General features: G+C 66.8%; 24 protein-coding genes and 2 tRNA genes. 13 read left to right on the plus strand and 13 right to left on the minus strand.

Annotated elements, in window-relative coordinates; translation table 11 throughout:
* Positions 1–14 precede the first annotated feature (14 nt).
* Positions 15–656, minus strand: coding sequence for a dihydrofolate reductase family protein (locus ACIA8C_RS27820; protein ID WP_397139681.1), 642 nt, complete (start codon positions 654–656; stop codon positions 15–17).
* A gap of 117 nt (positions 657–773) precedes the next feature.
* On the opposite strand from ACIA8C_RS27820, the gene ACIA8C_RS27825 reads away from it, so the two are divergent.
* Positions 774–1,268, plus strand: a complete 495-nt coding sequence (locus ACIA8C_RS27825) for a winged helix-turn-helix transcriptional regulator (protein WP_397139683.1) — start codon at positions 774–776, stop codon at positions 1,266–1,268.
* 8 nt (positions 1,269–1,276) lie between these two features.
* Here the strand turns inward: ACIA8C_RS27825 and ACIA8C_RS27830 are convergent, their stop codons facing one another.
* Both ACIA8C_RS27830 and ACIA8C_RS27835 read right to left on the minus strand, forming a co-directional pair.
* Positions 1,277–2,086: a DNA polymerase beta superfamily protein gene (locus ACIA8C_RS27830; RefSeq protein WP_397139685.1), complete on the minus strand. Its 810-nt coding sequence runs from the start codon at positions 2,084–2,086 to the stop codon at positions 1,277–1,279.
* A gap of 48 nt (positions 2,087–2,134) precedes the next feature.
* Positions 2,135–3,346, minus strand: coding sequence for an MFS transporter (locus tag ACIA8C_RS27835; RefSeq protein WP_397139687.1), 1,212 nt, complete (start codon positions 3,344–3,346; stop codon positions 2,135–2,137).
* 90 nt (positions 3,347–3,436) lie between these two features.
* Here ACIA8C_RS27835 and ACIA8C_RS27840 point away from each other — a divergent pair, with 90 nt between their 5' ends.
* On the plus strand, positions 3,437–4,321 hold the full coding sequence (locus ACIA8C_RS27840) for a LysR family transcriptional regulator (protein WP_397139689.1): 885 nt from the start codon (positions 3,437–3,439) through the stop codon (positions 4,319–4,321).
* A gap of 677 nt (positions 4,322–4,998) precedes the next feature.
* On the opposite strand, the gene ACIA8C_RS27845 is transcribed toward ACIA8C_RS27840, so the two are convergent.
* Together ACIA8C_RS27845 and ACIA8C_RS27850 are read right to left on the minus strand one after the other, a co-directional pair.
* On the minus strand, positions 4,999–6,717 hold the full coding sequence (locus ACIA8C_RS27845; RefSeq protein WP_397139691.1) for an alpha/beta fold hydrolase: 1,719 nt from the start codon (positions 6,715–6,717) through the stop codon (positions 4,999–5,001).
* A gap of 72 nt (positions 6,718–6,789) precedes the next feature.
* Positions 6,790–7,344 (minus strand): TetR/AcrR family transcriptional regulator, encoded by a 555-nt coding sequence (locus tag ACIA8C_RS27850; protein WP_397139693.1) that lies wholly within the window; start codon positions 7,342–7,344, stop codon positions 6,790–6,792.
* A 146-nt stretch (positions 7,345–7,490) separates the two neighbouring features.
* On the opposite strand from ACIA8C_RS27850, the gene serA reads away from it, so the two are divergent.
* From serA to ACIA8C_RS27865, 3 genes are all read left to right on the plus strand, one after another.
* The gene (serA, locus tag ACIA8C_RS27855) at positions 7,491–9,089 is read left to right on the plus strand and encodes a phosphoglycerate dehydrogenase (RefSeq protein ID WP_397139695.1); all 1,599 of its coding nucleotides are present in this window, start codon (positions 7,491–7,493) and stop codon (positions 9,087–9,089) included.
* A 59-nt stretch (positions 9,090–9,148) separates the two neighbouring features.
* Positions 9,149–10,156: a 3-isopropylmalate dehydrogenase gene (locus ACIA8C_RS27860; protein WP_397139697.1), complete on the plus strand. Its 1,008-nt coding sequence runs from the start codon at positions 9,149–9,151 to the stop codon at positions 10,154–10,156.
* 155 nt (positions 10,157–10,311) lie between these two features.
* The gene (locus tag ACIA8C_RS27865; protein ID WP_397139699.1) at positions 10,312–10,914 is read left to right on the plus strand and encodes a Uma2 family endonuclease; all 603 of its coding nucleotides are present in this window, start codon (positions 10,312–10,314) and stop codon (positions 10,912–10,914) included.
* A 12-nt stretch (positions 10,915–10,926) separates the two neighbouring features.
* On the opposite strand, the gene ACIA8C_RS27870 is transcribed toward ACIA8C_RS27865, so the two are convergent.
* Both ACIA8C_RS27870 and ACIA8C_RS27875 read right to left on the minus strand, forming a co-directional pair.
* On the minus strand, positions 10,927–11,535 hold the full coding sequence (locus ACIA8C_RS27870; RefSeq protein WP_397139701.1) for a TetR/AcrR family transcriptional regulator: 609 nt from the start codon (positions 11,533–11,535) through the stop codon (positions 10,927–10,929).
* A gap of 302 nt (positions 11,536–11,837) precedes the next feature.
* Entirely contained in the window at positions 11,838–13,028 is a 1,191-nt protein-coding gene (locus ACIA8C_RS27875) for an MFS transporter (protein ID WP_397139703.1), read from the minus strand.
* Positions 13,029–13,233: 205 nt separating this feature from the next.
* On the opposite strand from ACIA8C_RS27875, the gene ACIA8C_RS27880 reads away from it, so the two are divergent.
* The 4 genes from ACIA8C_RS27880 (at position 13,234) to ACIA8C_RS27895 (ending at position 15,924) form a co-directional block, all read left to right on the plus strand.
* Positions 13,234–14,010 carry a fumarylacetoacetate hydrolase family protein gene (locus ACIA8C_RS27880; RefSeq protein ID WP_397139705.1) on the plus strand — a complete coding sequence of 259 codons (777 nt, stop codon included), beginning with the start codon at positions 13,234–13,236 and terminating at the stop codon, positions 14,008–14,010.
* 13 nt (positions 14,011–14,023) lie between these two features.
* Positions 14,024–15,496 carry a glutamate--tRNA ligase gene (gene gltX, locus ACIA8C_RS27885; protein ID WP_397139707.1) on the plus strand — a complete coding sequence of 491 codons (1,473 nt, stop codon included), beginning with the start codon at positions 14,024–14,026 and terminating at the stop codon, positions 15,494–15,496.
* Positions 15,497–15,630: 134 nt separating this feature from the next.
* Positions 15,631–15,702: transfer RNA gene (locus tag ACIA8C_RS27890), tRNA-Gln, on the plus strand.
* A 149-nt stretch (positions 15,703–15,851) separates the two neighbouring features.
* Positions 15,852–15,924: transfer RNA gene (locus tag ACIA8C_RS27895), tRNA-Glu, on the plus strand.
* A 230-nt stretch (positions 15,925–16,154) separates the two neighbouring features.
* Here ACIA8C_RS27895 and ACIA8C_RS27900 read toward each other — a convergent pair.
* From ACIA8C_RS27900 to ACIA8C_RS27910, 3 genes are all read right to left on the minus strand, one after another.
* The gene (locus ACIA8C_RS27900; protein WP_397139709.1) at positions 16,155–16,361 is read right to left on the minus strand and encodes a DUF5302 domain-containing protein; all 207 of its coding nucleotides are present in this window, start codon (positions 16,359–16,361) and stop codon (positions 16,155–16,157) included.
* A 155-nt stretch (positions 16,362–16,516) separates the two neighbouring features.
* Entirely contained in the window at positions 16,517–17,017 is a 501-nt protein-coding gene (locus ACIA8C_RS27905) for a pyridoxamine 5'-phosphate oxidase family protein (protein WP_397139711.1), read from the minus strand.
* A gap of 33 nt (positions 17,018–17,050) precedes the next feature.
* On the minus strand, positions 17,051–17,752 hold the full coding sequence (locus tag ACIA8C_RS27910; RefSeq protein ID WP_397139713.1) for an IclR family transcriptional regulator: 702 nt from the start codon (positions 17,750–17,752) through the stop codon (positions 17,051–17,053).
* Positions 17,753–17,918: 166 nt separating this feature from the next.
* On the opposite strand from ACIA8C_RS27910, the gene leuC reads away from it, so the two are divergent.
* The 3 genes from leuC to ACIA8C_RS27925 all read left to right on the plus strand — a co-directional run bounded on the left by leuC (position 17,919) and on the right by ACIA8C_RS27925 (position 20,800).
* Entirely contained in the window at positions 17,919–19,340 is a 1,422-nt protein-coding gene (leuC, locus tag ACIA8C_RS27915) for a 3-isopropylmalate dehydratase large subunit (RefSeq protein ID WP_397139715.1), read from the plus strand.
* 35 nt (positions 19,341–19,375) lie between these two features.
* Positions 19,376–19,984 carry a 3-isopropylmalate dehydratase small subunit gene (leuD, locus tag ACIA8C_RS27920; RefSeq protein WP_150405484.1) on the plus strand — a complete coding sequence of 203 codons (609 nt, stop codon included), beginning with the start codon at positions 19,376–19,378 and terminating at the stop codon, positions 19,982–19,984.
* Positions 19,985–20,140: 156 nt separating this feature from the next.
* Positions 20,141–20,800, plus strand: a complete 660-nt coding sequence (locus ACIA8C_RS27925; RefSeq protein WP_396992136.1) for an HU family DNA-binding protein — start codon at positions 20,141–20,143, stop codon at positions 20,798–20,800.
* Between the two features lie 161 nt (positions 20,801–20,961).
* Here ACIA8C_RS27925 and ACIA8C_RS27930 read toward each other — a convergent pair whose 3' ends face one another.
* The 3 genes from ACIA8C_RS27930 to cofC all read right to left on the minus strand — a co-directional run bounded on the left by ACIA8C_RS27930 (position 20,962) and on the right by cofC (position 24,924).
* Entirely contained in the window at positions 20,962–21,900 is a 939-nt protein-coding gene (locus tag ACIA8C_RS27930; RefSeq protein ID WP_397139717.1) for an NUDIX domain-containing protein, read from the minus strand.
* A gap of 20 nt (positions 21,901–21,920) precedes the next feature.
* Complete coding sequence (locus ACIA8C_RS27935; protein ID WP_397139719.1) at positions 21,921–24,080, minus strand: RNA degradosome polyphosphate kinase; 2,160 nt, start codon at positions 24,078–24,080, stop codon at positions 21,921–21,923.
* Between the two features lie 160 nt (positions 24,081–24,240).
* Entirely contained in the window at positions 24,241–24,924 is a 684-nt protein-coding gene (cofC, locus tag ACIA8C_RS27940) for a 2-phospho-L-lactate guanylyltransferase (RefSeq protein WP_397139721.1), read from the minus strand.
* Between the two features lie 31 nt (positions 24,925–24,955).
* On the opposite strand from cofC, the gene ACIA8C_RS27945 reads away from it, so the two are divergent.
* Positions 24,956–25,951 (plus strand): NAD(P)H-dependent glycerol-3-phosphate dehydrogenase, encoded by a 996-nt coding sequence (locus ACIA8C_RS27945; protein WP_397139723.1) that lies wholly within the window; start codon positions 24,956–24,958, stop codon positions 25,949–25,951.
* Positions 25,952–26,029 lie beyond the last annotated feature (78 nt).

The following is a 26,029-nucleotide window of genomic DNA, read 5'->3' on the forward strand; positions in this document are numbered from 1 at the left end:
TTTCATGGGGCGTCTTACGCCTTGGTGAACACCACATGGGTGACCGCGGGGGAGCGGACCACCGAGCTGATCGCGTAGCCGGGCAGCGTGCCGAGCTCGTCGTAGAGTCGCTCACCGCCGCCGAGCAGGATCGGCACCACGGCCAGGTGCATCTCATCGACCAGGCCCGCTTGCAGGAACTGGCGCACGACCGAGGAGCCGCCGCCCAACCGGACATCCTTGCCGTCGGCAGCCTTGAACGCCTGCCGCAACACCTCCTCCGGGGTGTCGTCGACGAAGTGGAATGTGGTCCCGCCCGCCATCGGCAGCGACGGCCGGGGGTGGTGCGTCATCACGAACGTGTCGTGGTGGTAGGGCGGGTTGTCGCCCCACCAGCCCTTCCATTCCTCGTCCTGCCACTCGCCGCGAATCGGGCCGAACATGTTGCGGCCCATGATGGTTGCGCCGGTTCCGACATCGCCCGCCTTGATGAAATCGTCGTCGATACCGGTTTCGCCGCCCTCGGTGCCGGACCAGTCGTGGCCGGTTCGGGTGGCGAAGACCCATTCGTGCAGGCGCATGCCGCCTTCGCCGATCGGGTTGTCGGGGGTTTGGTTCGGTCCGGCGACGTAGCCGTCCAGTGAGATGGCCAGGTTGTGTACGCGGAGCTTCGCCATGATGCCGTCTTTCTCTTTACTGCTTGCAGTTTGCAATCGCTTGCGTAGAGAGTAAGCGCAACTGGTTGTATATTGCAAGCAGAAGTTCGAATCGGTTTCGTGGCGAAGGAGCGGTAGATGCGCGAAGTGGGACGCTCGGGGTGCCCGATCAACGCGACGATCGAGGTGATCGGCGATCGGTGGACCCTGCTGGTGCTGCGGGACGTGATGTTCGGCAACCGGCGCTATTTCCGGGAGCTGCTCGCCGGATCGGAGGAGGGCATCGCCTCGAACATCCTGTCCGATCGGCTGAAACGGCTGGTCGCGGCGGGTCTGCTCAGTCGCGAGGACAGCAGGCCCGGTCAGAAGGCGGAATACCGGCTGACCGAGCCTGCCATCGAGTTGGTGCCGGTGCTGGCGCAGCTCGGCGCATGGGGGTTGCGGCACCGGCCGACCACCAAGCAGTTGCGGGTGCGGGCCGAACTGCTCGAGGCGGGCGGGCCCGAACTGTGGGCGGAGTTCATGGACGAGCTGCGCGAGTCCCATCTCGGCATTCCCCGTCCGGACCCGGACCGGCCGACCGCGACGCACCGGCTTGCGCAGGCGTACGCGGCGGCCGTCGCCGAATCGTAAATGCGCGGTTACGACCGTGTGGTGGCCTCGGCCCGGAAGAACTCCGCGGTGCGGCTCCTGGCCCGGCCGAGGTCCGGATCCACCGTCTTCGGGAAAGCGGCTGCGGCCAGCTCGAATTCGGACTCGATGAACGCGGCGATCGGCATCGGCACCGTCCCACTGCCCATTTCGCGGGTCCGCGACTTGAGCTCGGTCAACTCCGCTACTGCCGCAACAAGATCGGCGGGCAGGTCGGACTCGGCCATCAGCGTTGGCAGGTGCATCGGCGCGACCGCCACACCGGGGTGCTCGCGTAGCCAGTGCAAAGCCATTGCCGGGCGCAACGAATAGAACACCTTCTTCAGTGATCGGTTGCGGTCGAACAACTCCCACTGCTTGGCGCCCAGATGCAGGTAGTGCCTGGCCACCCGGTTGCGGTCGGCGACCTCATCGGCCAAGGCGCGCAGGTCGTCCCGGAACCGGCTGTCACCGCGATACACGATCGGCGACATCAGCCATTCGATGAGCACGGCATTGCCCGCGACCAGCAGGCGCAGCGCCTTGGCCAGGTCCCAGCCGTTCACGTCGAGCAGCCCGGACAGCGGCGTCTCGAGCACGTCGCGGGTGCGCCACGGCGACAGATAGGTATCCAGGTTCGCGACATAGACGAACCGGCAGTCGTAATCGGAATCCGGTGACGGGAAACCCCAAGCCCGGCTGCCGCTTTCGATGGCGAGCCGAATCGAGACGCGGTGCTCGCGCTCGATTCTGGCCAGCTCGAGGTCGATGGACCCGACCACCGCCGGGTCCATCGAAGCGGGGATCGCGCGTAGGGCCATGCCATTGATGCTAGGTGCTCCATGATCAACACCGCACCTGATTTTTCGCTATCTCCGCAGCTCGGAGACTTTCGACGAGCGGCTTGCCGCGGCGATCGTCAGCGCGACGAGCACCAGCGCGCCGCCGAGCCACATGGCCGAGGTGACGCCGAACGCGTCCGCGGTGCGTCCGCCGACCAGTGCGCCAAGGGCGATGGCGGCGTTGAAGACTCCCGCGTTCAACGAGGACGCCGCCTCTCGCGCGTCGGGTGCGGCGGCGAAGACCCAATTCTGTGTGGTGACCGACACGCCGCCGTAGGAGAGCCCCCACGTCACCATCAGCACGACGGCAAGCCAGAGCGAGCCCCCGAGCATCGGTATCAGCAGCACGGTGCCTGCCAACGGGATGCTGATCGTGATCAGCGTCCGGCGCGGGCCGCGGACACCGGCGGTGCCGGAGCCGAAATTGCCGAGCACACCGGCGATTCCGTACACCAGGAGCAGGGTGCCGACGGTGCTCGCGCCGACGCCGGTCACCTTCTCCAGCAGCGGACGGACATAGGTATAGGCGGCGAAGTGTCCGGTCACCAGGAACGCGACAACCACCAGCGCCGTACGCAATTGGGGTCTGCGGGTCAAGAGCAGTACCTCGCGGAGCGGAACCGCTTGGGCAACAGCCAATCTCGGCAGCAGTGCGGCGGTGGCGACAAGCACCACCACCGCGAGACCCGCCGCGACGAGAAAGGCCGCGCGCCACCCGGCGACGGCGCCGAGGTAGGTCCCCGCGGGGACGCCGATCACCGAGGCCACCGCGACGCCGCTGTAGACCAGCGAAGTGGCGGGCCCGATCGACTGCTCCGGTACCAGCCGCGCCGCCATGCTCGCCGCGATCGCCCACACCCCGCCGATGCCGATGCCGATCAGCACCCTGGCCCCGATCATGACGCCGAAGTTCGGCGCCGATGCCGCGCCGAGATTGCCGAGCGTCAGCACCGCGAGCAGCACGCAGAGCACCAGCCTGCGGTCGGTACGGCCGAGCGCGGCGGTGATCAGCGGTGCCGAGAAGGCGGCGACCAGACCGGTGGCGGTCAGCGAGAGCCCCGCCGCGCCCTCGGTGACCCGCAAGGTATCGCTGATCGGGGTGAGCAATCCGACCGGAAGCATTTCCGAGGTGACGGCCGTGAAGGTGGCCCCGGTCACCGCCGCGACGCCGAGCCAGCCGCGCAGTGCCGAATCGTGCGCTGCCGGTGCTGGACTCGCGATTGCTTGAACCTGTGTCATGCCTCCAGCCAACTGATCGTCCCGGGCGGAAACAACGGCGAAGGTCTCATCGTTCTATGAGCTGAACTCATCGACGCTGGAGAGGGAGCCATGAGTCTCGAGGTACGCGAGTTGGAGGCCTTCCTCGTACTCGCCGAGGAACTGCACTTCGGGCGCGCGGGCGAACGGCTGTACGTCTCGCAGAGTCGGGTGAGTCAATTGCTGCGCGCGCTGGAACGGCGGGTCGGCGCGCGGTTGATCGAGCGCACCAGCCGCAAGGTGACCCTGACGCCGCTCGGCCAGGACTTCCTGGCCGACCTGGGGCCGGCCTACGCGGCGTTGCGTGCCACGGTGGACAACGTCAAGGCCGCCGCTCGCGGGACGGAAGGGGTGCTGCGCATCGGCGTCCAGGGATCGCCCGGCGAGAACCTGACGGAGGCGCTCGCACTGTTCGAGCACCGGTTTCCCGCCTGCGTCACCGAGGTGGTCGAGATCCCGTTGGCCGACCCGTTCGGTCCGGTGCAGCGTGGCGAGGTGGATATCGCGGTGGTGCTTTTGCCGATGGGGGAGAGCGATCTTGTTCTCGGGCAGGTCTTTTCGGAGCAGCCGCAGTTGCTGGCGGTGCACAAGGCGCATCCGCTCGCGGCGCGGACGAGTCTGTCGCCGGAGGAGCTGGCCGAGTTCTCGTTGATCGGCGTCCACGGACCCGCGCCGCACTACTGGCGGCGGGCGCAGTCGGTGGATGTCACTCCCGGTGGGCGGCCCGTTCCGGCCGGTCCCGCTGTCGGCACCCTGTGGGAGGGGATCGAATTGGTGGCGGCAGGCCAGGGCGCGATGCTGCTGTGCCACCCGACCGCGGTATTCCATGATCGGCCGGAGGTCAACTTCGTGCCGGTGACCGGCTTGGCGCATTCGCGGCTGGGTTTGGTCTGGCATCGCAACCGTGAAACCACCCGGGTGCGGGCCTTTTCGCGAGCTGTCGCCGCTGTGGGTTGATCGCCATTGCGGGTCGGCGAGATATCGTTCCCGCCAGGTTTATCCCGCGCTGATGTTGCCGAGCGGCATTACTGCCGATCCCGTATTCCCTAGATGCGCATAAGCCGCCCTCTATGAGGGGTAATCGAGGAATTCGGGCGCTTGTTACAGAGCTGGCCGACCCTGTCGGAAATGTCCGAGTATCGCGAGTCTTAACCCTCTGCGATTGATTTCTTAGAGGATCTTTATGTTTACCGTGCGTTGGCCTGGCTGCGCAGTCGGTCGGGTGCATACCCAGTGGTCAAGCCCCTGGTTCTCTGGGCATCTACCCCTAATGGTCATCTGACCAGGTGTTCTTCGTGATGTGGCTGTAACCTGCATCACTAAATGCCGGAATTTCGTAACCGTCCTTGTTCGGCTGCCGATGAGCCTTGTGTCAGCCAGTACGACTGGATTGTCTTTCAATGAAGAGGTATTTAAATGATCCCCGTTATCATCGACACCGGTAGCGCTGCCCTCGGCGGTTTCCTGGACACCTTCGGTGCCGCTTTCCACGGAATCCTCAACACCCTGTGGACGGGCTCCTTCGGCGGCCGCTGATTTTACGTGATGGTCGATTGATCGACCGGGTCTCGCGCCACTGAGCGCGATTCCGGAGAGGGCCCCGCACCGGGTGGTGCGGGGCCCTCCGCGTTTCGCTAGCGCGCCGTTGCGCCGATCGCGTGGGCGCCGACCCGTGCGATCTCGGCGGCGACCCGTGCGGGGTGGGTCAGCTGTGGGTAGTGGCCCGTGCCCTCGATCACGGCCAGTCCATGCGGCACGGTCGTCGAGAGCGGGTCCTGCGTGCCCGCGATGATCCGGACCGGCACCGTCACCCGCGCCAGCAGGTCGGCCAGCTCGTTTCGCCGTTCGGGCGCACTCGCCTGGCGCAGCGTGGCGATCGTTCGTGCCGCTACTCCTGGCCTGCGCAAGTTGTCCGCCGCGCTGTCGACCGCGGGCCCTGCGGGGATGCCGAGCCGTGTTGCCAAGGCGGCGGCCGACATTCGCCGCAACGCCAAGGCGGCCAGCGAGGAACGCAAAAGCCACCCGGTCCGCGCCTGCAGGAACGCGGGCGACACCAGGACGACGCCCGAGACCCGATCCGGGTGTGCGGCGGCGTATCTCAGCACCGGCCCGCAGCCCAGCGAATGGCCCACCAATACCGGACGACTGCGGACCGAGCTCATCAATCGCGGTAGTAGGTCATCGATCTCGCCGGGTGCGGATCGACCCAGCCCAGGCAGGTCGGCCACCAGACTCGGTGCCTCGAGGGCAACCCGTACCTCGGTCCAGGACTCACTGTCGACGGGCAGACCGTGCAGCAGGACATAGTCCGGATGCTCCCGATCTCCGGAAACCCAAGTGCCGTCGACAAATCCGGCACTCGGATCCGCCTCCACGGCACCGAACCTGCTCGACACCAGATGATCGGCCCACGTGCGCAGGACGGTTTCGGCGTCCGGCATGGCGATTCCGGCCGTGCGCGCGATCTCGTCCGCGGCGGTGGTGTCGTACCGATCGTCTGCGATGAACGGAAGTGTCTCGGGATCGGCGCCGGTCAGCGCTCTCGGCAGCTTCTCGATCACGCTGACCGGGACCGAGAACCGTGGAGCGCGTACACCGAGATGCCCGGCGAGCATCCGAATCAGGTCCGGCAGCACCGGGGTTCGGGGATCGAGGACGGTGAACGACCGTCCCGCCGTGTCGTCCTGGTCCGGCAGGCTGATCAGGAAGGTCGCGAAGTAGTCCAGATCGACTATCGGAACAAAGGTTTCGCGACCGCCGGGGATCGCCGCGAGCCTGCCGTGCCAGAGATCGTCGACCATGCTGGCGAGCCCGACGTATTGGCCAGGACCGAGCACGCTGCTCGGGTTCGCGATCGTGAGGGGAATGCCGCGCTCGGCCGCATGCCTGCGCAGCCTCGGATCGGACTCGAACTTGGACGCGCCGTAAGCCCCTCTGTCGTAATGCTGTTCGGTCGAATCCTCGACGGTGATCCGATAGCCGGTGATGTGGACGACGCGCCGCAAGGCGGGCAGCGCCGCGGCCCAGTCGAGCACGTGGAGCGCGCCGGTCACGTTCACGGCGTACGCGTCGTCCTTCCCGAGGCCGAAAGCGAAGCGCGCCGCGCAGTTATAGACGTCGCGGAGGTCGGCGGTGTCGAGGTCGGCGGGCAAGCCGAGATCCTTCGCGGTGACATCGCACGGGACAACGGTCAGCCCGGCCTGATCTACGGCACCGGCCTGCAACCACGCGGTGAGCCGTTGCTCGCCGCCCGGCCGGACCGCCGCGATGACGGATCCGCCCCGTTCGAGCAGCTGCGCAACTACCGCGCGGCCGATGAACCCGGCTGCGCCGAGCACGATGCTGTGGGACATGAATCTCCTTAATAGACCGGTCTACATATTCAGCAGACCTGCGAAAACTGTTGACATAACCATTGACTCAGCTCAGAGCATCGCGCGAATGGTGCGCGCCACCCGATCGAGCGGCTCACGACTGCGCTGTGCGCGAGCCAAGAGCAAGCCGCCTTCGATCATCGCGAGAATTGCGGCGGCCAAATCCTGTGCATCGGAACGTCCGTCGGCGCGCAGCCGAATCCGCAGCGCCTCTTCCCAACTCGCGTACGCGGCCGCGCATTCGGCCTGGATCACGTCATTCGTCGCCGAAACATCGAGGGTGACCGTGGCGACCGGGCAGCCCTGATTCCACTCGGAGGCTTCCAGTCGATCACCGAACGCGGTGAGCAGGCTGGTCGCCGCCGCGGCGGTGCCGCCGGGCTCGACCGCGTCGATCAGCGCCGAGATTTCGTTGCCCGCCTGGGCCACCGCCGCCGCGACGAGCTGGTCTTTACCGCCGGGGAAGTGGAAGTACAGCGAACCGCGCGGCGCGCCACTGGACTCGATGATCTGGTTGAGGCCGGCCCCGAAGTATCCGTGCTTCTCCACCAGCCCCCGCGTGGCGCTGATCAGTCGGCAGCGTGTCTCGGTTCCCTTGGCACCCATGCGGTAACTGTAGACCGGTCTTCATATTTTGACCAATGCGGCATACTGACGACGGCCGCCTTACCAGGGGGTAGAACATGCCGAAACGACGCCCACTAAGCTGATCGGCGGTAATTGCCGACCCCTTTCCCCAGGAGTACTCCACCGTGAGCCAAGCAGGCCGTCCTGTTGTCCTGATCGCCGACAAGCTTGCCCAGTCGACCGTCGACGCGCTCGGTGACGGAGTCGAGGTTCGGTGGGTCGACGGCCCCGACCGCCCGGCTCTGCTCGCCGCTGTCCCCGACGCCGACGCGCTACTCGTGCGCTCCGCGACCACGGTGGACGCCGAGGTGCTCGCGGCAGGCAAGAACCTGAAGATCGTCGCCCGGGCCGGCGTCGGCCTCGACAATGTCGATGTGCCCGCGGCCACCGAGCGCGGCGTCATGGTCGTCAACGCGCCGACCTCGAACATCCACACCGCCGCCGAGCACGCGGTCACGCTGCTGCTCTCGGCCGCGCGGCAGATCCCGGCCGCCGATGCCACGCTGCGCGAGCACACCTGGCAGCGCAGCAAGTTCAACGGTGTCGAGATCTTCGACAAGACCGTCGGCGTGGTCGGCCTCGGCCGCATCGGCCAGCTGTTCGCCGCCCGGCTCGCCGCCTTCGAGACCAAGATCGTCGCGTACGACCCCTACGTCTCGCCCGCCCGCGCCGCCCAGCTCGGCATCGAGCTGCTCAGCCTGGACGAGCTGCTCGAGCGCGCCGACCTGATCTCGGTGCACCTGCCGAAGACGCCGGAGACCAAGGGCATCATCGGCAAGGAAGCCATCGCCAAGACCAAGCCGGGCGTCATCATCGTCAACGCCGCGCGCGGTGGCCTGGTCGACGAGCAGGCGCTGGCCGACGCCATCAAGTCCGGTCACGTGCGGGCCGCCGGCCTGGACGTGTACGAGACCGAGCCGTGCACCGACAGCCCGCTGTTCGAGCTGCCGCAGGTCGTGGTGACCCCGCACCTCGGCGCGTCCACCTCCGAGGCACAGGACCGGGCGGGCACCGATGTCGCCAAGTCCGTATTGCTCGCGCTCGCCGGTGAATTCGTGCCCGGCGCGGTGAACGTCACCGGCGGCAGCGTCGACGACGACGTCGCCCCGTGGCTGGACATCGTGCGCAAGCAGGGTGCGCTGCTCGGTGCGCTGTCCGACGAGCTGCCGGTCAGCGTCGAGGTGCAGGTGCGTGGCGAGCTCGCCGCGCACGACGTTGCGGTACTGGAACTTTCGGCGCTGCGCGGCATCTTCTCCGCGCTGGTCGAAGACCAGGTCACCTTCGTCAACGCGCCGGCCCTGGCCAAGGAGCGCGGCATCACCGCGCAGGTGAACACCGTGCCGGACAGCCCGAGCCACCGCAGCGTCGTCGACCTGCGCGCGGTGTTCGGCGACGGCCGCACCCTGAACGTCGCGGGCACGCTGACCGAGCCGCAGCAGGTGCAGAAGATCGTCAACATCAACGGCCGCAATTACGACATGCGCGCCGAGGGCGTCAACATGGCCGTGCTGAACTACGAGGACAAGCCGGGCGCGCTCGGCAAGATCGGCACCAAGCTCGGCGAGGCGGGCATCGACATCCTCGCCGCGCAGCTGAGCCAGGACGTCGACAAGGAAGGCGCCACGGTGATCCTGCGGGTCAACCGGGAGGTGCCCGACGCCGTGGCGGCCGCGATCGCCGAATCCGTCGGCGCCGCAAAGGTCGTCGTCGTCGACCTGTTCTGATCGCGTACGGGGGCGCGCCCACGGCTGGGCGCGCCCCCGATGAACAACGGAGCGTTGCAATGAAGCTTGCTGTCATTCCTGGCGACGGCATCGGGCCCGAGGTCATCGCCGAGGCGTTGAAGGTGCTCGACGTGGTCCAGCCCGGCGTCGCGAAGACCGAGTACGACCTCGGCGCCAAGCGCTTTCACGCGACCGGTGAGATCCTGCCGGAGTCCGTGCTGCCGGAGCTGAAGCAGCACGACGCGATCCTGCTCGGCGCGATCGGCGATCCGTCGGTGCCGAGCGGGGTGCTCGAGCGCGGGTTGCTGCTGCGCACCCGGTTCGCGCTGGATCATCACGTGAATCTGCGGCCGTCCAAGCTGTTTCCCGGCGTGACCAGCCCGCTGGCCGGCACCCCTGATATCGACTTCGTGGTGGTCCGCGAGGGCACCGAGGGTCCGTACACCGGCACCGGCGGCGCGATTCGGGTCGAGACACCGCACGAGGTGGCGACCGAGGTCAGCACCAACACCCGCTTCGGCATCGAGCGGGTGGTGCGCTACGCCTTCGCGAAGGCGCAGGCCCGCCGCAAGCACCTCACGCTGGTGCACAAGACCAACGTGCTCACCTTCGCCGGTTCGCTGTGGCAGCGCACCGTCGACGAGGTCGCGGCCGAATTCCCTGATGTCGCAACGGCTTATCAGCACATCGATGCCGCGACCATTCATCTGGTGAACGATCCGGGCCGATTCGACGTGATCGTCACCGACAACCTGTTCGGCGATATCATCACCGACCTCGCGGCCGCTGTCAGCGGTGGCATCGGGCTGGCCGCCAGCGGCAACATCGATGCCTCCGGTGTGAACCCGAGCATGTTCGAGCCGGTCCATGGCAGCGCCCCCGACATCGCGGGCCAGTCCAAGGCCGATCCGACCGCCGCGATCCTGTCGGTGTCGTTGCTGCTCAACCACCTCGGTAATGCCGAAGGCGCGGCCCGCATCGAATCCGCCGTCGCCAAGGATCTCGCGGCACGCGCGGGCGCCGCGTCGACGGTCGAGGTCGGCGACCGCATCGCCGCCATCGTCTGAGCGAAACCGTCAGCGGTCCCGGGCCGGGCAACTCCGGCGCGGGACCCATGGCCACGTGTGAAACGCACGTGTGGTGGTAAACCATGGACTGAGTCCATGACATGTGCCGCACTCCGCAGCTCATCGACGGGCTTACCTGGTGAGACGGAGGTTCGGTGAGCGCGCAGCGCGGGAACGGAAGATCGCCGGTGGGTCCGTATGCCGGGCTCGACCTGCGTGATCTGCCAGGCGGCGGCAAGGGTTTCGAGCTCGAGGACGGCTGGCTGGTCGAGGTGGCCTCCGGGGCGCGGCATAATCACGTGACGCAACGGCTCGGCCGATTCATCGATGCCGGTGCCGTCGGAGCCGCCGTTCATCTCTGCGTCGGCGGCGGCTGGGAGGTCAGCACGCGCAGCGGGGTGCGCAAGCCCGACATCATGGTGATTCCGCGCGAGGTCGCCAGGGCCGCCGTGGTCGCGGAGGTGCCGAAGCGGATTCCCGGATCCGAGGTGCGGCTCGCGGTCGAGGTGATCGCGCCGGGCAGCGGGACCGAACGCACCGATCGGGTGCGGAAGGTGCGCGAGTACGCGGCGGTCGGCATTGCGCAGTATTGGATCGTCGAGCATCAGCCCGAGGTGGTGATGCATCGGATGGTGCTGGGTGACGGCGGGTATGGCGCCGATCCCGCTGTCTGTTCCGGCAGCGTCTTCGACGCGGTCGTCGACGCCGACATCCCGTTCCACGTCACCTTCGATCCCGCTGCGCTGCTTGCGGTTTGAGCCGGTTCACCGTTATCCCATGCCGTGGTGGCGATTCGGGCGATGGTGGAGGCCGACCGCACGGCGGACGAACCCGATTGTCTCCCTGGCGATCTCGTCGTGGTGGCGGCCCGCGTCGAGATGTTCGACGGCACGGCCCAGCGCGCCGTCGATGAGATCGGCGGTCAGGTCCGGGTTCGGGGTGTCGAGGGCCGCGAGCGCCGCCCGCAGTGGTGCGGCCGCGTCGTGGTGTGCGTCGGCGAGATCGCGCCGGGCCGACTCGTCGCGGGGAAGGGCACTGCCGAGTACGACGATGCGGTGCGCCCCAGATGCGGCCAATGCCAGGGTGGTTCGCACGTATGCCTCGACCTGGCCCGCCGGGGTCTCGGCGCGTTCGACCGTGTCGCGCACGTGCTCGCCCCATTCCATCAGCGCGTCCGCCACGATGCGGAACAGGATTTCGTCGCCGGAACGGAAGTATTTGTAGACGCTGCTGCGGGCGAGCCCGGCTGCCGCGCCGACCGTGGCGGGTGTCACCGCCCGCGGACCGTTCTTCAGCAACACCATGCGTGCGGCATCGAGCAGCGCACGTTCCTGGTTCGCCCGGTGTTCGGCGACGGTTGGCGCGTCGATCCTCGGCATCGCACTCCTAGTGATAGCGACGGAATGTTTCTATCGTACTCGTTAGCGACAGTGAGTCGCCAAAAGCGGCATCGGGCCTGCGGGTAGGTGACCCGATCCCGCTTCAGCCTTATGGCGGTCCGTGTCGGCGGCGTGCACGGTTCGATGATCGGAGTTGTCCAGTGGGCTGAATGGTGCTGTCGTACCAAAAGCGTTGTGTCCTAGTCATTCCCGGCGTTGATCCGCAGGTCTCGTCCGACGCATCCGACGAAGGACGCCCGCTCCGGCGTGCGGAGCGGGCTCAATCCAGTAGGGCCAGGCGGTTATTGGGAGCGACGGCCGGTCGGGACCAGGGGGACGGCGGCTATGGCCAGCGCGGCGGCTACTAGGTAGGCGGCGGCGAAACCGCTTGTGCTGATGAGCGCGCCGAACACCGGCGGGACCGCGCCCATCGCCAGATTCTGTCCGGTGTTCTGGATGCCGAGTCCGCGACCACTCCAGTAGGGACCGGCGATTTCGGCGACGGCGGTGAAGGCGAGACCGTTGTCGGACACCGTGATCACCGAGGCGACGACCAGCAACGGGATTGCGGCCCACCACATGTGGGTCCAGGCCGCCAAAGCCAGTGCGGCCATCGACAACACCGCCGCGATGGCCACGGTGCGCAACGGACCCAACCGGTTGCCGACCCGGTCGGACCAGGCGCCTACGCCGATTCGGCCTGCGGCACCCAGGATTTGGGTGGTGGTGACCAGAATTCCGGCCGCGGCCAGCGACCAGCCGACGTCGCGGTGCAGCCACAGCAGTGCGAAAGTCCACACGGTGCCCTGCGGTATGACGAGCAGCACAGAGACGGCATGGATGCGCCACAGAGTCGTATCGCCGCGATAAGGATTGGCGCGCAACGCCGCATCGTCGGCGGTGGCGCCCGCGGGACGCGGAGGATCGATGACGCCGATCAGCGCGCCAACCGCCGCGATGCCCGCCATCGCCGCGGGCACCAAGATCGCCGCGGGCACACCGTATGTCGCGGCGACGGCGGGTACGGCCAGCGCGCCGACGCCGACGCCGAGCGGCTGGGCGGTCTGCCGGATACCCATGGCCAGCCCGCGCCGATGCGGCGGAAACCAGCCGACGATGAGGCGGCCGCTGGCCCCGTTGGTGCTCGCCGCGCCGACGCCACCCAGGAACAGCAGTGCGCCCAAAGCGATGTCGTTCGTCGCGGCGGCCGCGGCGCCGCCGGCGATCAGCATCAGCAGCGGCCCGCCGATCAGCACTTTGCGCTCGCCGATCCGGTCGACCACGTAGCCCCAGGCGATCAGCGTGCAGACCAGGCCGAGCGTTGGCATCGCCACCAGCAGTCCCGCGGTGGCCAGCGGCAGGCCGCGATCGGTCAGCGCGGGCAGCAGGAAGGCGACGCCGTTCACGAAGACCGCGCTCGCGGCTTGCGCGAAGACGCCGAGACCGAGCATGGACCACCGTCGAGTCTCATTGAGCTGTGTAGTGGTAGCCATCGGTCTCACCTCTGTATCTCATTATATGGGAATCGATTCCCATTGGATGAACAGTGAGGCTCACGTTACACCGCCGGGGCAACTGGATTCCGGCGTTCGGATGTCGAACTGCTCACAGCGGGCGGGAATCGGCGGAGCGCGGCCGGGTTTACCGCTCGGTCGGGTGCGTTCGAGCAGGTGAAAGCCGGTCGATAGACTGCCCGGCATGCGTCTAGGTCGAGTAGCCAGTCCCGATGGGGTCGCGTTCGTCAGCATCGAGGGAGACGGAAGCGACAGCATCGCGAAGGAAATCGCGGAACACCCGTTCGGTACGCCGACGTTCACCGGGCGGAGCTGGCCGCTGGCCGATGTGCGCCTGCTCGCGCCCATCCTGGCAAGCAAGGTGGTCTGTATCGGCAAGAACTACGCGGCGCACGCGGCCGAAATGGGCGGGCCCGCACCGGAAGACCCAGTGATCTTCCTCAAGCCGAACACCTCGATCATCGGGCCGAACGCCCCGATCATCCTGCCGCCCAGCTCCTCTCAGGTCGACTACGAGGGCGAGCTCGCCGTCGTCATCGGCCGCCCGTGTAAAGACGTGCCCGCCGCCCGCGCGCTGGACGTGGTGCTCGGATACACCGTCGCCAACGATGTGACCGCGCGTGATCAGCAACGCCACGACGGACAGTGGACCAGGGGCAAGGGGTACGACACCTTCTGCCCGCTCGGCCCGTGGATCGAAACCTCCTTGGATCCTTCGGATCTGGAGATCGTCACCGAGCTCGACGGCGAAGTCCGCCAGCGCAGCCGCACTTCGCTTCTACTGCACGACATTCCGAAGCTCATCGAATGGGTCAGCGCCGTGATGACGCTGCTGCCCGGCGATGTCATCCTCACCGGAACGCCGGAGGGCGTCGGACCGGTACAGGCCGGACAGCAGGTGTCCGTGACCGTGGAGGGCATCGGAACCCTCATCAATCCTGTTGCCGCCAAGACTCGCTAGTCGAAAGAGAGCCATGACTGAAGTACGGGTCCGCTTCTGCCCGTCACCGACCGGGACGCCGCACGTCGGCCTGATCCGGACGGCGCTGTTCAACTGGGCCTACGCCCGGCACCACGGTGGAAAATTCGTGTTCCGCATCGAAGACACCGACGCGGCACGGGATTCCGAGGATTCCTACCGCGCGCTGCTCGACGCGCTGCGCTGGCTCGGCCTCACCTGGGACGAGGGCCCCGAGGTCGGTGGCCCCTACGAGCCGTATCGCCAGTCGCTGCGCAAGGATCTGCACCGCGACGCGGTCCAGCGTTTGCTGGCCGCCGGCGAGGCCTACGAATCCTTCTCCACGCCTGAGGAAGTCGAGGCCCGCCACCGGGCGGCCGGACGTGACCCGAAGCTCGGCTACGACAACTACGATCGCGAGCTCACCGCGCAGCAGATCGAGGCGTATCGAGATGCCGGGCGCCCCGCGGTGATTCGGCTGCGGATGCCCGACGAAGACATCACCTGGCACGATCTGGTGCGCGGCGAAACCACCTTCAAAGCGGGCACCGTGCCGGACTTCGCGCTCACCCGCGGCACCGGCGACCCGCTGTATACGCTGGTCAACCCGCTCGACGACGCGTTGATGAAGATCACCCACGTATTGCGCGGCGAGGACCTGCTCTCCTCGACCCCGCGCCAGATCGCCCTCTACGGCGCCCTGCGCCGCATCGGCATCGCCGACTTCACCCCGGAGTTCGGCCACCTGCCGTTCGTCATGGGACAGGGCAACAAGAAGTTGTCCAAGCGCGATCCCGAGTCGAATCTGTTCGTCCATCGCGATCGCGGATTCATCCCCGAGGGTTTGCTGAATTACCTGGCACTACTCGGTTGGAGCATCGCCGACGACCACGACGTGTTCACCATGGCGGAGATGGTTGCCGCGTTCGACATATCGAAAGTAAATTCGAATCCGGCCCGATTCGATCAGAAGAAGGCGGACGCGCTCAACGCTGAGCACATCCGATTGCTGGAACCGGGTGATTTCAGCAACAGACTGCGCGAGTACCTGACCGAGCATGGTCATATCGGCGCCGAAATCGACGAGAAGATGTTCGCCGCCGCGGCCGAACTGGTGCAGACCCGGATCGTTGTGTTGTCCGACGCTTGGGAACTGTTGCGTTTCCTGTTGGCGCCCGCCGAACAATTTGCGATCGACCCCGCCGCAGGAGCCAAGAATCTCGGTGCGGAAGCAAATCAGGTATTGCAATCCGCTATTGCCGCGCTGGAGCCGCTGACGCAGTGGTCGACCCCCGTTATCGAAGAGGCGCTGAAAACCGCGCTGATCGAAGATCTGGGTCTCAAACCACGCAAGGCATTCGCGCCCGTGCGCGTCGCGGTCACCGGATCACACATCAGCCCGCCACTGTACGAGTCGCTCGAACTGCTCGGCCGCGACACCACCCTGGACCGGCTGCGCTCCGCACAAGAGTGGACGGCCACCACCTGAAACTCAGGAATCGGCCGAAAACATGCGTTTGACCAGGCGATTTGTAGTTAACCCATAACGGTTTGGTACTCTTCTTCTCGGCTCGGAACAAGGCCTCGCAGTCACCCAGACGCGAGGCTGAAACGCCTGGTCATTGGGGTATGGTGTAATTGGCAACACAGCTGATTCTGGTTCAGCCATTCTAGGTTCGAGTCCTGGTACCCCAGCGGAGAGATTGCTGTAGAGATCGGCCCGCGGCCGAAATCAACACAGCAGCTGGCGATTTGGTCGCCACGCTCCGGCCAGCTAAGCTAGCCGAGCCTCCTGATCGAAAGATCAACCAAAGGTGCTCCTCGTGCAAACGAGAAGCAGTCCTGGCCCCGTCGTCTAGCGGCCTAGGACGCCGCCCTCTCAAGGCGGTAGCGCGGGTTCGAATCCCGTCGGGGCTACAAACCAGTGCAAGGCTCATGCTCATTGCGAGCATGAGCCTTTCTGGTTTTCCGCGTGTTTTTTGGGGGTGCAACCCCTAAACCCCGCCCGGCGGGCTGCGCGCCCCGGACCCCCGGCCGGGAGGCTTCGCCCCCGGCGGGGATGGTGGCCGGTACTCGGGGGATCTCTCGTTCCCGAGGTAAAACGAAGGCCCCCAGGTCTGGACCGGGGGGCCTTCTTCGTCCCTTGGTTATCCGCTCTTGCGGCGGAATTCGCGCTTGTGGCTGGCGTTGCCGTGGGTGGCGTTGGCGCCCTTTGAGCGGCCGTCTAGGTGGTCGGCGGTGCGGGCGTTGTGCTGGTTTTTGCGGTCGAGGGCCTCTTTGAACTTGCGCTTTACATCTTCGGCGCTGGTGGCCTCGGGGGTGCCTGAGCCGTTGGAACTATCAGATTCCGTCATCGCCGTCTCCTCGTGGTGGCGGCCGGGGGCGCGCCTTGCGGGGCTGCGGGCCGGCCGATTGGTGTCGAACGGTTCGACGTTAGTCGTCGGCGGGGGTGATGTCAGGCCGATATCGGGGCGCGTCGGGAGGGCTGTGGCGCAACGCATAGGGCAGGTCAGTCGAGGGGTTGGGCGGTGGTGCCGCCGAGGGGCAGCTGGGGGAGGCCGAGCTTGCGGTGGTCCCAGCTGCGGACGCGGTCGGGGACGACGCGGATTGCGGAACGCTTGTGCAGCATGGTTTCGACCATGGGGCGGACGTCTTCGCTGTAAGGGCCGGTGTAGCGCTCCCAGACGCTGACGCCGACGGCGTAGAGCTTTTCGGGGTCGTCGATGATTTCGGCGTGGCCCTCGATGGCTACGCCGCGCAGCTGGTCGTAGGTTTGGCCTGCCTCGATCATGCAGGTGATGCGGGGGTCGCGGCGCAGGTTGACGGCTTTCTGGGACTTGGTTTTGGTTTCGAACCAGAGCTCGCCGTCGATGAGCGCGTACCACATGGCGGTCAGGTGCGGTCTGCCGTCGGGGCCGAGGGTGGCCAGGGTGGCGACGCGGCTGCGCTCTAGGAACTCGCTGATCTCGGTGTCGGACATGACGATCTGTGCCCGTTGGTTGACTCCCATGGGCCTACTCTAGAAGGTGTTTTCTAGAACGTGTTATAGACGCTTGTGTAGTGCTTCCGCTGCGGCGACCAGGTCGGCGGCCCAGCGCGCGCCTGGGCGGCGGCCCATGCGGTCGATCGGGCCGGATACCGAGACGGCGGCGATGACGGTGCCGCCCGCGTGGCGCACGGGGGCGGAGACGCTGGCCACGCCGGACGCGCGTTCGGCGGCGCTTTGCGCCCAGCCGCGCTTGCGGACCTCGGTGAGTGCGCGTTCGCCGAAGACGGCGTCGGCGAGGATGGTGCGCTGCAGGTCGGCGTCGGCCCAGGCGAGCAGGACCTTGGCGGCGGAGCCTGCGGTGAGTGGCAGCCGGGCGCCGACGGGGACGGTGTCGCGCAGTCCAACGGGCGGTTCCAGGGCAGCGACACAGATCCGCGCATTGCCGTCCAGGCGATACAGCTGGACGCTTTCGCCGGTGATCTCGCGCAATCGGGGCAGCACGGCCGACGCGGCCTCCAGGAGCGGATCGGTGGCCCCGGCGGCGAGTTCGGCGAGGGCGGGGCCGGGGCGCCACATTCCGGTGTTGTCGCGGGCCAGTAATCGATGCACTTCCAGGCCGACGGCCAGGCGATGCGCGGTGGCGCGGGGCAGGCCGGTGCGGGCGCACAGCTCGTTGAGACCACAGGGGTGCTCGGCGACGGCGTACAACACCGCCACAGCTTTGTCGAGGACGCCGATGCCGCTATGCTGTCTCATAGAACGATACTAGCGTCTCGGATGTTGGGAAATCTACTCTGCGGTCAACGCGGTGTCGCATCTCCTACGAGGCATCCGACCTCGCACATATCCGAAAACTTGTGCAGCCGCCGCCGCGCGCCCAGCCCGGACCGCGACCGGATGCTTGTCGAAAGGTGATCGAGAAATGGCACAGCCGCGCACCATGGCCGAAAAGGTGTGGGAGCAGCACGTCGTTACCCACGGTTCCGGTGAGGGCGTCGGGCGCGAACCCGACCTGATCTACATCGACCTGCATCTCGTGCACGAGGTGACCAGCCCGCAGGCCTTCGACGGCCTGCGCGCGGCGGGCAGGCCGGTGCGGCGGCCCGACCTGACCATCGCGACCGAGGACCACAACGTCCCGACCATCGACATCGATAAGCCGATCGCGGACCCGGTTTCGCGCACCCAGGTGGACACCCTGCGCCATAACTGCGCGGAATTCGGTGTGCGCCTGCACCCGATGGGCGATCTGGACCAGGGCATCGTGCACGTCGTCGGTCCGCAGCTCGGCCTCACTCAGCCGGGCATGACGGTGGTGTGCGGGGACAGTCACACCTCGACGCACGGCGCGTTCGGCGCGCTGGCGATGGGCATCGGCACCTCCGAGGTCGAGCATGTCCTTGCCACCCAGACACTCTCGCTGCGCCCGTTCAAGACGATGGCGATCACCGTGGACGGCACGTTGGCGCCCGGTGTGACGAGCAAGGACCTGATTCTGGCCGTCATCGCGAAAATCGGCACCGGCGGCGGCCAGGGCTACGTGCTCGAGTACCGCGGCGAGGCGATTCGCGCCATGTCGATGGAAGCGCGAATGACCATCTGCAACATGTCCATCGAGGCGGGCGCCAGGGCGGGCATGATCGCTCCGGACGAAACCACCTATGAATTCCTCGAAGGACGCCCGCACGCCCCGCAGGGGGCCGACTGGACGGCAGCAGTGGCCGCCTGGGAGGCGCTGAAGACCGACGACGGCGCGACTTTCGACGCCGAGGTGCACATCGATGCCGCCGAGCTCACCCCGTTCGTCACCTGGGGTACCAACCCGGGACAGGGCGCGCCGCTGGGCGAATCGGTGCCAGACCCCGCCCAGATCGCGGACGAGACGGCCCGTGAGTCGGCGGCGAAAGCGCTGCGGTACATGGATTTGGCGCCGGGCACTCCGCTGCGCGAGGTGGCGGTCGACACGGTATTCGTCGGTTCGTGCACCAACGGGCGCATCGAAGATTTGCGTGCTGTCGCCGAGGTATTAAAAGGACGACGGGTCGCCGACACAGTGCGAATGTTGGTTGTACCGGGGTCTATGCGGGTGCGCGCGCAGGCCGAATTAGAAGGACTGGGTGAGATTTTCACCGCGGCGGGCGCCGAATGGCGGCAGGCGGGCTGCTCAATGTGCCTGGGAATGAATCCGGATCAGCTCGAGCCGGGCCAGCGCTGCGCATCGACGTCGAACCGCAACTTCGAGGGCAGGCAGGGCAAAGGTGGCCGCACGCACCTGGTTTCGCCGCTCGTGGCCGCCGCGACCGCGGTGCGCGGAACCCTGTCCTCACCTGCGGATCTGGACTGACCGGACGCGATACCCCTACCGACTCAGGAGAATCAATGGAAGCCTTCACCGTGCACAAGGGGATCGGCGTGCCGTTCCGCCGTTCCAATGTCGATACCGATCAGATCATCCCGGCTGTGTACCTGAAGCGGGTGACCCGCACGGGATTCGAGGACGGACTGTTCGCCGCGTGGCGTAACGATTCGGACTTCATTCTGAACAACGAGCCGTACAACCGGGGCAGTGTGCTGGTAGCGGGTCCCGATTTCGGCACGGGATCCTCTCGTGAGCACGCCGTTTGGGCGCTGTCGGACTACGGCTTTCGGGTGGTGATCTCGTCCCGCTTCGCCGACATCTTCCGTGGCAATGCCGGTAAGGGCGGCCTGTTGGCGGCTCAGATGTCACAGAACGATGTCGAAATGCTCTGGAAGTTGCTCGAGGAACAGCCCGGACTCGAATTGGTTGTGGACCTCGAGGCGCGCACCGTGACCGCCGGAACCGCCGTGTTGCCGTTCGATATTGATGACTACACACGGTGGCGTCTGCTCGAAGGATTGGACGACATCGGGCTCACGCTGCGCCGCAGTGACACCATCGCCGAGTTCGAAAACGCAAGGCCAGCATGGAAACCCACTACCCTCCCAGCACGTATTTCGCAGTCCTAAACACCCTTGGGTGTTAGCTGGATGGCACCGGGGCCGATAGCTGGACGTGTGCTAAACCACATGAATTTTGGCGTGGCACATAGACTCTTGCCCATTGTGGGTTTACCGTGGTACCTAGTCGGTCCGACGACGGGCCATTAGTCTGCGGAGGATTCAATGAACAAGGCGGAACTGATCGACGTTCTGACCGAAAAGTTGGGTACTGATAGGCGCACGGCCACCGCGGCAGTCGAGCATGTGGTCGACACCATCGTGCGCGCGGTGCACAAGGGGCAGAGCGTCACAATCACCGGATTCGGTGTGTTCGAACAGCGCAAGCGTGCGGCTCGAGTCGCCAGGAACCCGCGCACCGGCGAAACCGTCAAGGTGAAGCCCACTTCGGTGCCCGCGTTCCGTCCGGGTGCTCAGTTCAAGGCCGTGATCGCGGGTAAGCAGAAGCTCGCCCAGAGCGGTCCCGCCGTCAAGCGCGGCGTGAATGCCCCGGTGGCAGCGAAGAAGGCGGCCGCCAAGAAGACGGCGGCGAAGAAGACCGCCGCCAAGAAGGCCACCCCCACGAAGGGCCCGGCCAAGACTACGGCGAAGAAGGCTGCCAAGAAGGCGCCCGCAAAGACCGCTGCTCGCAAGACGACTGCGGTCAAGGCGCCCGCCAAGAAGACGGTCGCCAAGAAGACCGCGGTGAAGAAGGCTCCGGCCAAGAAGGTCACCGCCGCCAAGAAGACGGTCGCCAAGAAGACCGCCGCCAAGAAGACGGTCGCCAAGAAGGCTCCGGCCAAGAAGTCGGCTGCCAAGAAGGCTCCCGCTCGCGGTCGCCGCTAGATACTGCGCCAGTACGGTATTGGCGCCGGATGACCGGCCGTAAGGCCGAATCATCCGCTGTACCGATCGAACACGGCCCCGGAAGCCAGCTTCCGGGGCCGTTTCAGTTGTCCAGGCCCATCTTTCAGAGCACTGATATTCGGTTTTTCTGATCGGACCGGTCAGGACTTCACGAAGTCGGCGTTCAGCGACCGGTCCAGATGGTCCGCCGCGACCAGCCTGCCGTCGACGAAGGACAGCACCCACACACTGCCCTTGCGGTTGCGCGCGGACGGCAGCGTGATGCCGTCGCGCTCGGCCCACCACTCCAGCAGATCGGGAATCACCTTGCCCTGACTGCACACAACGGGCACCTCGGTATCCGGAACCAGGGCGAGGATCCGCTGCCGGGTCTCGTCCTGCGCTGCGGCATAACCGCTTTCGGAAAGCAACGGCTCGAGGATGATCTCGGTACCGAGCTTCTCGGCCAGCGGCGTCACCGTCTGCACGCAGCGCACCGGATCGGCGGAGTAGATCTCAGATGCCCCGAACGCCAGCAGATTCGGCACCAGGGCCCGTGCTTGGGCCTGCCCGGACCGATCCAGCGGGCGCAGCGGATCGGGACCGGAGAAGCGGTCTCGCCGACCAGCTTTCGCGTGCCGCACCAGCAGCATGGTGCGGGTGTTCGCGGGCAGCCGGGTGAACGCGCGCAGCACCTGCCGATCCATCGGGTAGGACAGCTGCTCCATCACCCGATCCAGCGAGTACCAATTCAGCACGTCCACTTCGTCATTCGAGGTGAACTCGCCGCCCGCCACCTCGGCCGCCCAGTAGTCGACCCGCTTCAGCTTGCGGTGGCCCGGAACGGGATAGGTGACGTGGCCGAGGTAGCGGCCGAGCTTGCAGTCCAGCCCGGTCTCCTCGCGGACCTCACGGACCGCGGCGAGCACCGGCGTCTCACCGGGATCGAGCTTGCCCTTCGGCAGCGACCAATCCTGGTACTTGGGGCGATGCACGACAGCGATCTCCAGTGCGCCGTTCGCCGCCCGCCGCCACACCACCGCGCCCGCGGCGTGAATATTGGCGGTAATACGGGGATCCCAGAAGGGGCCCCCTTCCATCTCGTACCCCGTAGCACCACTCACTGCTGTTCGGGCCTCCGCATGCGCATCAAGAATTCTTGGTGGTCACGCACTTTGACGTCTTCGTCGCCCGCGTGCTCGGGCCGGGCCAGCCAGTTGCCCTCTGCGGTGAGTACCCAGCAGCGGGTGTCGGGATGCAACGCGGAGTCGAAGACCTGACGGAGTTGTTCGGTCAGCCGCGGATCCTTCACCTGTGCCATCACTTCCACGCGCCGGTCGAGATTGCGGTGCATCATGTCGGCGCTGCCGATCCAGTACTGATCCTGCGCCTGGAAGTGCATGACCCGCGAGTGCTCGAGGAACCGGCCGAGGATCGAGCGCACTTCGATGTTCTCGCTCATGCCTGGCACACCGGGACGCAGTCCGCAGATGCCGCGCACCACGATCTGCACCGGGACCCCGGCCAGGGACGCCCGGTAGAGCGCGTCGATGATCTCCTCGTCGACGATCGCGTTGGCCTTCAACCGGATTCGGGCGTCCTTGCCCTGCGCCGCCAGTTCGGTCTCGCGCTGGATCCGCTCGATGATGCCCGCGCGCACGCCGTGCGGCGCGACAAGCAGGTTGCGGTAGTTCTCTTTTCGCGAGTAACCGGTCAGCGAATTGAACAGGTCGGTCAGATCCGCGCCGATTTCCGGTGCGGCGGTGAGCAATCCGACATCCTCGTAGAGCCGCGCGGTCTTCGGGTTGTAGTTACCTGTGCCGATGTGGCAGTAGCGGCGGATGGTCGCGCCCTCGCGGCGCACCACCAGGCAGGTCTTGCAGTGCGTCTTGAGGCCGATGAGGCCGTAGACCACGTGCACGCCCGCCTGCTCCAGCGCGCGAGCCCATTTGATGTTGGCCTGCTCGTCGAACCGCGCCTTGATCTCGACCAGCGCGACGACCTGCTTGCCCGCCTCGGCCGCGTCGATGAGCGCGTTGACGATCGGTGAGTCGCCGGAGGTGCGGTAGAGCGTCTGCTTGATGGCGAGCACCTGCGGGTCGGCGGCGGCCTGTTCGATGAACCGCTGCACGCTGGTGGAGAACGAGTCGTAGGGGTGGTGCACCAGCACGTCGCCCTCGCGCAGCGCCGCGAACACGTTGCGCGGGGTCTCCCGCTCGCCGAACGCGGGCGGGGTGGCGGGCACATAGGGCGCGTCTTTGAGGTTGGGCCGGTCCACCCCGTACACCTGCCACAGGCAGGACAGGTCGAGCAGGCCGGGTACCTGGATGACATCGCCGGGGTCGACATCGAGTTCGCGCAACAGCAATTCGAGCATGTGCTCGGTCATGTCGTCGGAGACTTCGAGCCGCACCGGCGATCCGAAGCGGCGGCGCGCGAGTTCGCGCTCCAGCGCCTGCAGCAGATCCTCGTCGCGGTCCTCGTCGACCTCGAAGTCGGCGTTGCGGGTGATCCGGAACGAGTGCTGCTCAACCACTTCCATGCCGGGGAACAGCAGATCGAGGTGCGCCGCGATCAGTTCCTCCATCGGCAGGAATGCGGCGATGGTCGAGCCTGCGTCGGTGCGGCGCACCCGGACGAACCGATCGACGTTGTCCGGCACCTTGACTCGCGCGAAGTGCTCGCCGCCGGTAGCGGAATCCTTCACCGTCACCGCGAGATTCAGGCTCAAGCCGCTGATGTAGGGGAACGGGTGTGCCGGATCCACCGCGAGCGGGGTGAGCACCGGGAACACCTGATCCTGGAAGTGGCCCGAGAGGCGTTGGCGCTCATCGTCGTTCAGGTCGGTCCAGTCGATGATCGCGATGCCCTCCGCGGTGAGTGCGGGCAGCACGTCGTCGAGGAAGACCCGCGCGTGCCGCACGGCGATCTCCTGCGCGCGGGCGGCGATCAGTTCCAGCTGCTCGCCGGGCGAGCGGCCGTCCGCGGAACGGACCAGCAGACCGGTCTCGGCGCGGCGCTTGAGGCCGGCGACCCGCACCATGTAGAACTCGTCGAGATTCGACGCGAAGATGGCCAGGAATTTGGCGCGCTCCAGCAGCGAAAGCGATGCGTCCTCGGCCAGGGCGAGCACCCGGGCGTTGAAATCGAGCCAGCTCAACTCGCGGTTGAGGTAGCGATCACGTGGCAACTGCTCGACCGTTGCGTCGGTCTGCACCGGTGTCGCCGCGGGTGGCGGCGTAGGAAGCAACTGCGGCTTGACGGTCTCGGTATCGCTCATGCCGTTACCTCGCTGGGGCTCGGCACCGACACGCGCGGTGTGCGCTGGCAGTTGGATAGCTCGCTTCGCTCACTCACGCCAACGATCATCCCCTACGAACGGGGTGCGGTGGAGCCCGACACTATGATTGACGTGAGCATCACCGCTCTCTGGCGATCTCCTAGCACACCCGGCGAACCGGCTGATGAACGCGGTCTGGCCAGCCGATGTCGTGCAGGGCCACGCTGGTCGCACCGCCCGCGCCGAGCTCAATGGCCAGGTCCAGGTCGTCGGCCGTGTCGACATCCAGCCGTAAACCGGGCCAATCACCGATCAGATCGACCGCACCCGCGGCGATGTGCTTGCCCGCCGAGCCGGGGCCGAACCGCGGTTCGAGGTCGGCGACGGGGTCGCGGACAAGTAGCGCGGCCGTGCCGGTGCCCGCGTGATCGACCACGATCGAGCGCAGGCCGCGCGGCGCGATCGTCAGCACGTCGGCGAGTTCCGCCGCGCGCAACGCCGGCAGGTCGGCTTGCAGGGCGAGTAGATCGACCGCTCCGTACTGACGCCGCAACCCGGTCGCGGCGTCGGCCAACGCGGTGTTCAACCCGTCCAGGGAGCCCGGGCGTGGCTCGGGATGCACCGCGGCGCCCATCGAAAGGGCCAGGTCGGCGACGACCGGATCCGGCGTGACCACGGTGACCGAGACGATCTCCGGAACCGCCGCGGTGGCGGTCAAGGTGTCGGCGAGCATGGCAAGGACCAGCCGGGCCCGGTGTTCCGGGCGCAGCCGGTCGGCCAGTCGGCTCTTCGCCTGATCGAGGCTCTTCACCGCGATCACGGCATGCACAGCGTGCGGGCGCATGCGTCCAATCCTTCCATGGCATATTGGGCAGATGACGAGGGCGGCAGTAATGGGCGCGGGATCATGGGGGACCGCGTTCGCGAAGGTGTTGGCGGAGGCGGGAACCGAGGTCACCATCTGGGCGCGACGACCCGAAGTCGCCGAAATACTGCACACCCAACATCGCAATCCCTCTTACCTCACCGATATTCCGCTGCCCCCGCTGGCGGCCACCCACGACCCTGCCGTCGCGCTCGATGGCGCCGACATCGTGGTGCTCGCGGTGCCGTCCCAGTCGCTGCGCGCGAATCTCGCGGAGTGGAAGGGGCTGATCGCGCCGGACGCGTCGCTGCTCAGCCTGGCCAAGGGCATCGAAAACGGCTCGCTGCTGCGGATGAGTCAGGTGATCGGCGAGGTCACCGGGGCCGATGCGAGTCGAATCGCGGTGCTGTCGGGTCCGAATCTCGCGCACGAGATCGCCGTAGGTCAGCCCGCGGCCACTGTGATCGCCTGTACCGATACCGATCGAGCAGTGGCGTTACAGCACGCCTGCGCTACCGGATACTTCCGGCCCTACACCAACACCGATGTGATCGGCTGCGAGGTCGGCGGTGCGAGTAAGAACGTGATCGCCCTCGCCTGCGGCATCGCCTCCGGAATGGGCTTGGGCGACAACACCGTCGCCAGTATCATCACCCGCGGCCTAGCGGAGATCATCCGGCTCGGCGTGGCACTCGGCGCCGAACCGGCCACGCTGGCCGGCCTGGCCGGCGTTGGCGACCTGGTCGCCACCTGCACCTCACCGCTGTCGCGCAACCGCTCCTTCGGACACGCGCTCGGCGCGGGCGGCTCGATGGAGACCGCGCAGGAGGCGACGCACGGACAGGTCGCCGAAGGCGTGAAGTCGTGCACGTCCATTCGCGCGCTTGCCGTCGAACACGATGTCGACATGCCGCTCACCACCGCGGTGAACCAGGTCTGCCACGAGGGCATGGCCGTCCGCGAAGCCGTCGGCAATCTGCTCGGCAGGCGGATCAAGCCGGAGTAGTCGCCGACTGGACACGCGCCGCAGTTACGCCACTGGGTAGCGGTGGGGACCATGCGCCGCGACGGGTACGGTTCGGGG

The organism is Nocardia sp. NPDC051321 (genome assembly GCF_044455225.1).
Taxonomy (GTDB): domain Bacteria; phylum Actinomycetota; class Actinomycetes; order Mycobacteriales; family Mycobacteriaceae; genus Nocardia.

What these genes read in the sequence shown, in the direction of transcription:
- ACIA8C_RS27820 (WP_397139681.1), bottom strand. Translation starts at nt 656, where the DNA reads ATGGCGAAGCTCCGCGTACACAACCTGGCCATCTCACTGGACGGCTAC.
- ACIA8C_RS27825 (WP_397139683.1), top strand. Translation starts at nt 774, where the DNA reads ATGCGCGAAGTGGGACGCTCGGGGTGCCCGATCAACGCGACGATCGAG.
- ACIA8C_RS27830 (WP_397139685.1), bottom strand. Translation starts at nt 2,086, where the DNA reads ATGGCCCTACGCGCGATCCCCGCTTCGATGGACCCGGCGGTGGTCGGG.
- ACIA8C_RS27835 (WP_397139687.1), bottom strand. Translation starts at nt 3,346, where the DNA reads ATGACACAGGTTCAAGCAATCGCGAGTCCAGCACCGGCAGCGCACGAT.
- ACIA8C_RS27840 (WP_397139689.1), top strand. Translation starts at nt 3,437, where the DNA reads ATGAGTCTCGAGGTACGCGAGTTGGAGGCCTTCCTCGTACTCGCCGAG.
- ACIA8C_RS27845 (WP_397139691.1), bottom strand. Translation starts at nt 6,717, where the DNA reads ATGTCCCACAGCATCGTGCTCGGCGCAGCCGGGTTCATCGGCCGCGCG.
- ACIA8C_RS27850 (WP_397139693.1), bottom strand. Translation starts at nt 7,344, where the DNA reads ATGGGTGCCAAGGGAACCGAGACACGCTGCCGACTGATCAGCGCCACG.
- ACIA8C_RS27860 (WP_397139697.1), top strand. Translation starts at nt 9,149, where the DNA reads ATGAAGCTTGCTGTCATTCCTGGCGACGGCATCGGGCCCGAGGTCATC.
- ACIA8C_RS27870 (WP_397139701.1), bottom strand. Translation starts at nt 11,535, where the DNA reads ATGCCGAGGATCGACGCGCCAACCGTCGCCGAACACCGGGCGAACCAG.
- ACIA8C_RS27875 (WP_397139703.1), bottom strand. Translation starts at nt 13,028, where the DNA reads ATGGCTACCACTACACAGCTCAATGAGACTCGACGGTGGTCCATGCTC.
- ACIA8C_RS27880 (WP_397139705.1), top strand. Translation starts at nt 13,234, where the DNA reads ATGCGTCTAGGTCGAGTAGCCAGTCCCGATGGGGTCGCGTTCGTCAGC.
- gltX (WP_397139707.1), top strand. Translation starts at nt 14,024, where the DNA reads ATGACTGAAGTACGGGTCCGCTTCTGCCCGTCACCGACCGGGACGCCG.
- ACIA8C_RS27900 (WP_397139709.1), bottom strand. Translation starts at nt 16,361, where the DNA reads ATGACGGAATCTGATAGTTCCAACGGCTCAGGCACCCCCGAGGCCACC.
- ACIA8C_RS27905 (WP_397139711.1), bottom strand. Translation starts at nt 17,017, where the DNA reads ATGGGAGTCAACCAACGGGCACAGATCGTCATGTCCGACACCGAGATC.
- ACIA8C_RS27910 (WP_397139713.1), bottom strand. Translation starts at nt 17,752, where the DNA reads ATGAGACAGCATAGCGGCATCGGCGTCCTCGACAAAGCTGTGGCGGTG.
- leuC (WP_397139715.1), top strand. Translation starts at nt 17,919, where the DNA reads ATGGCACAGCCGCGCACCATGGCCGAAAAGGTGTGGGAGCAGCACGTC.
- leuD (WP_150405484.1), top strand. Translation starts at nt 19,376, where the DNA reads ATGGAAGCCTTCACCGTGCACAAGGGGATCGGCGTGCCGTTCCGCCGT.
- ACIA8C_RS27925 (WP_396992136.1), top strand. Translation starts at nt 20,141, where the DNA reads ATGAACAAGGCGGAACTGATCGACGTTCTGACCGAAAAGTTGGGTACT.
- ACIA8C_RS27930 (WP_397139717.1), bottom strand. Translation starts at nt 21,900, where the DNA reads ATGGAAGGGGGCCCCTTCTGGGATCCCCGTATTACCGCCAATATTCAC.
- ACIA8C_RS27935 (WP_397139719.1), bottom strand. Translation starts at nt 24,080, where the DNA reads ATGAGCGATACCGAGACCGTCAAGCCGCAGTTGCTTCCTACGCCGCCA.
- cofC (WP_397139721.1), bottom strand. Translation starts at nt 24,924, where the DNA reads ATGCGCCCGCACGCTGTGCATGCCGTGATCGCGGTGAAGAGCCTCGAT.
- ACIA8C_RS27945 (WP_397139723.1), top strand. Translation starts at nt 24,956, where the DNA reads ATGACGAGGGCGGCAGTAATGGGCGCGGGATCATGGGGGACCGCGTTC.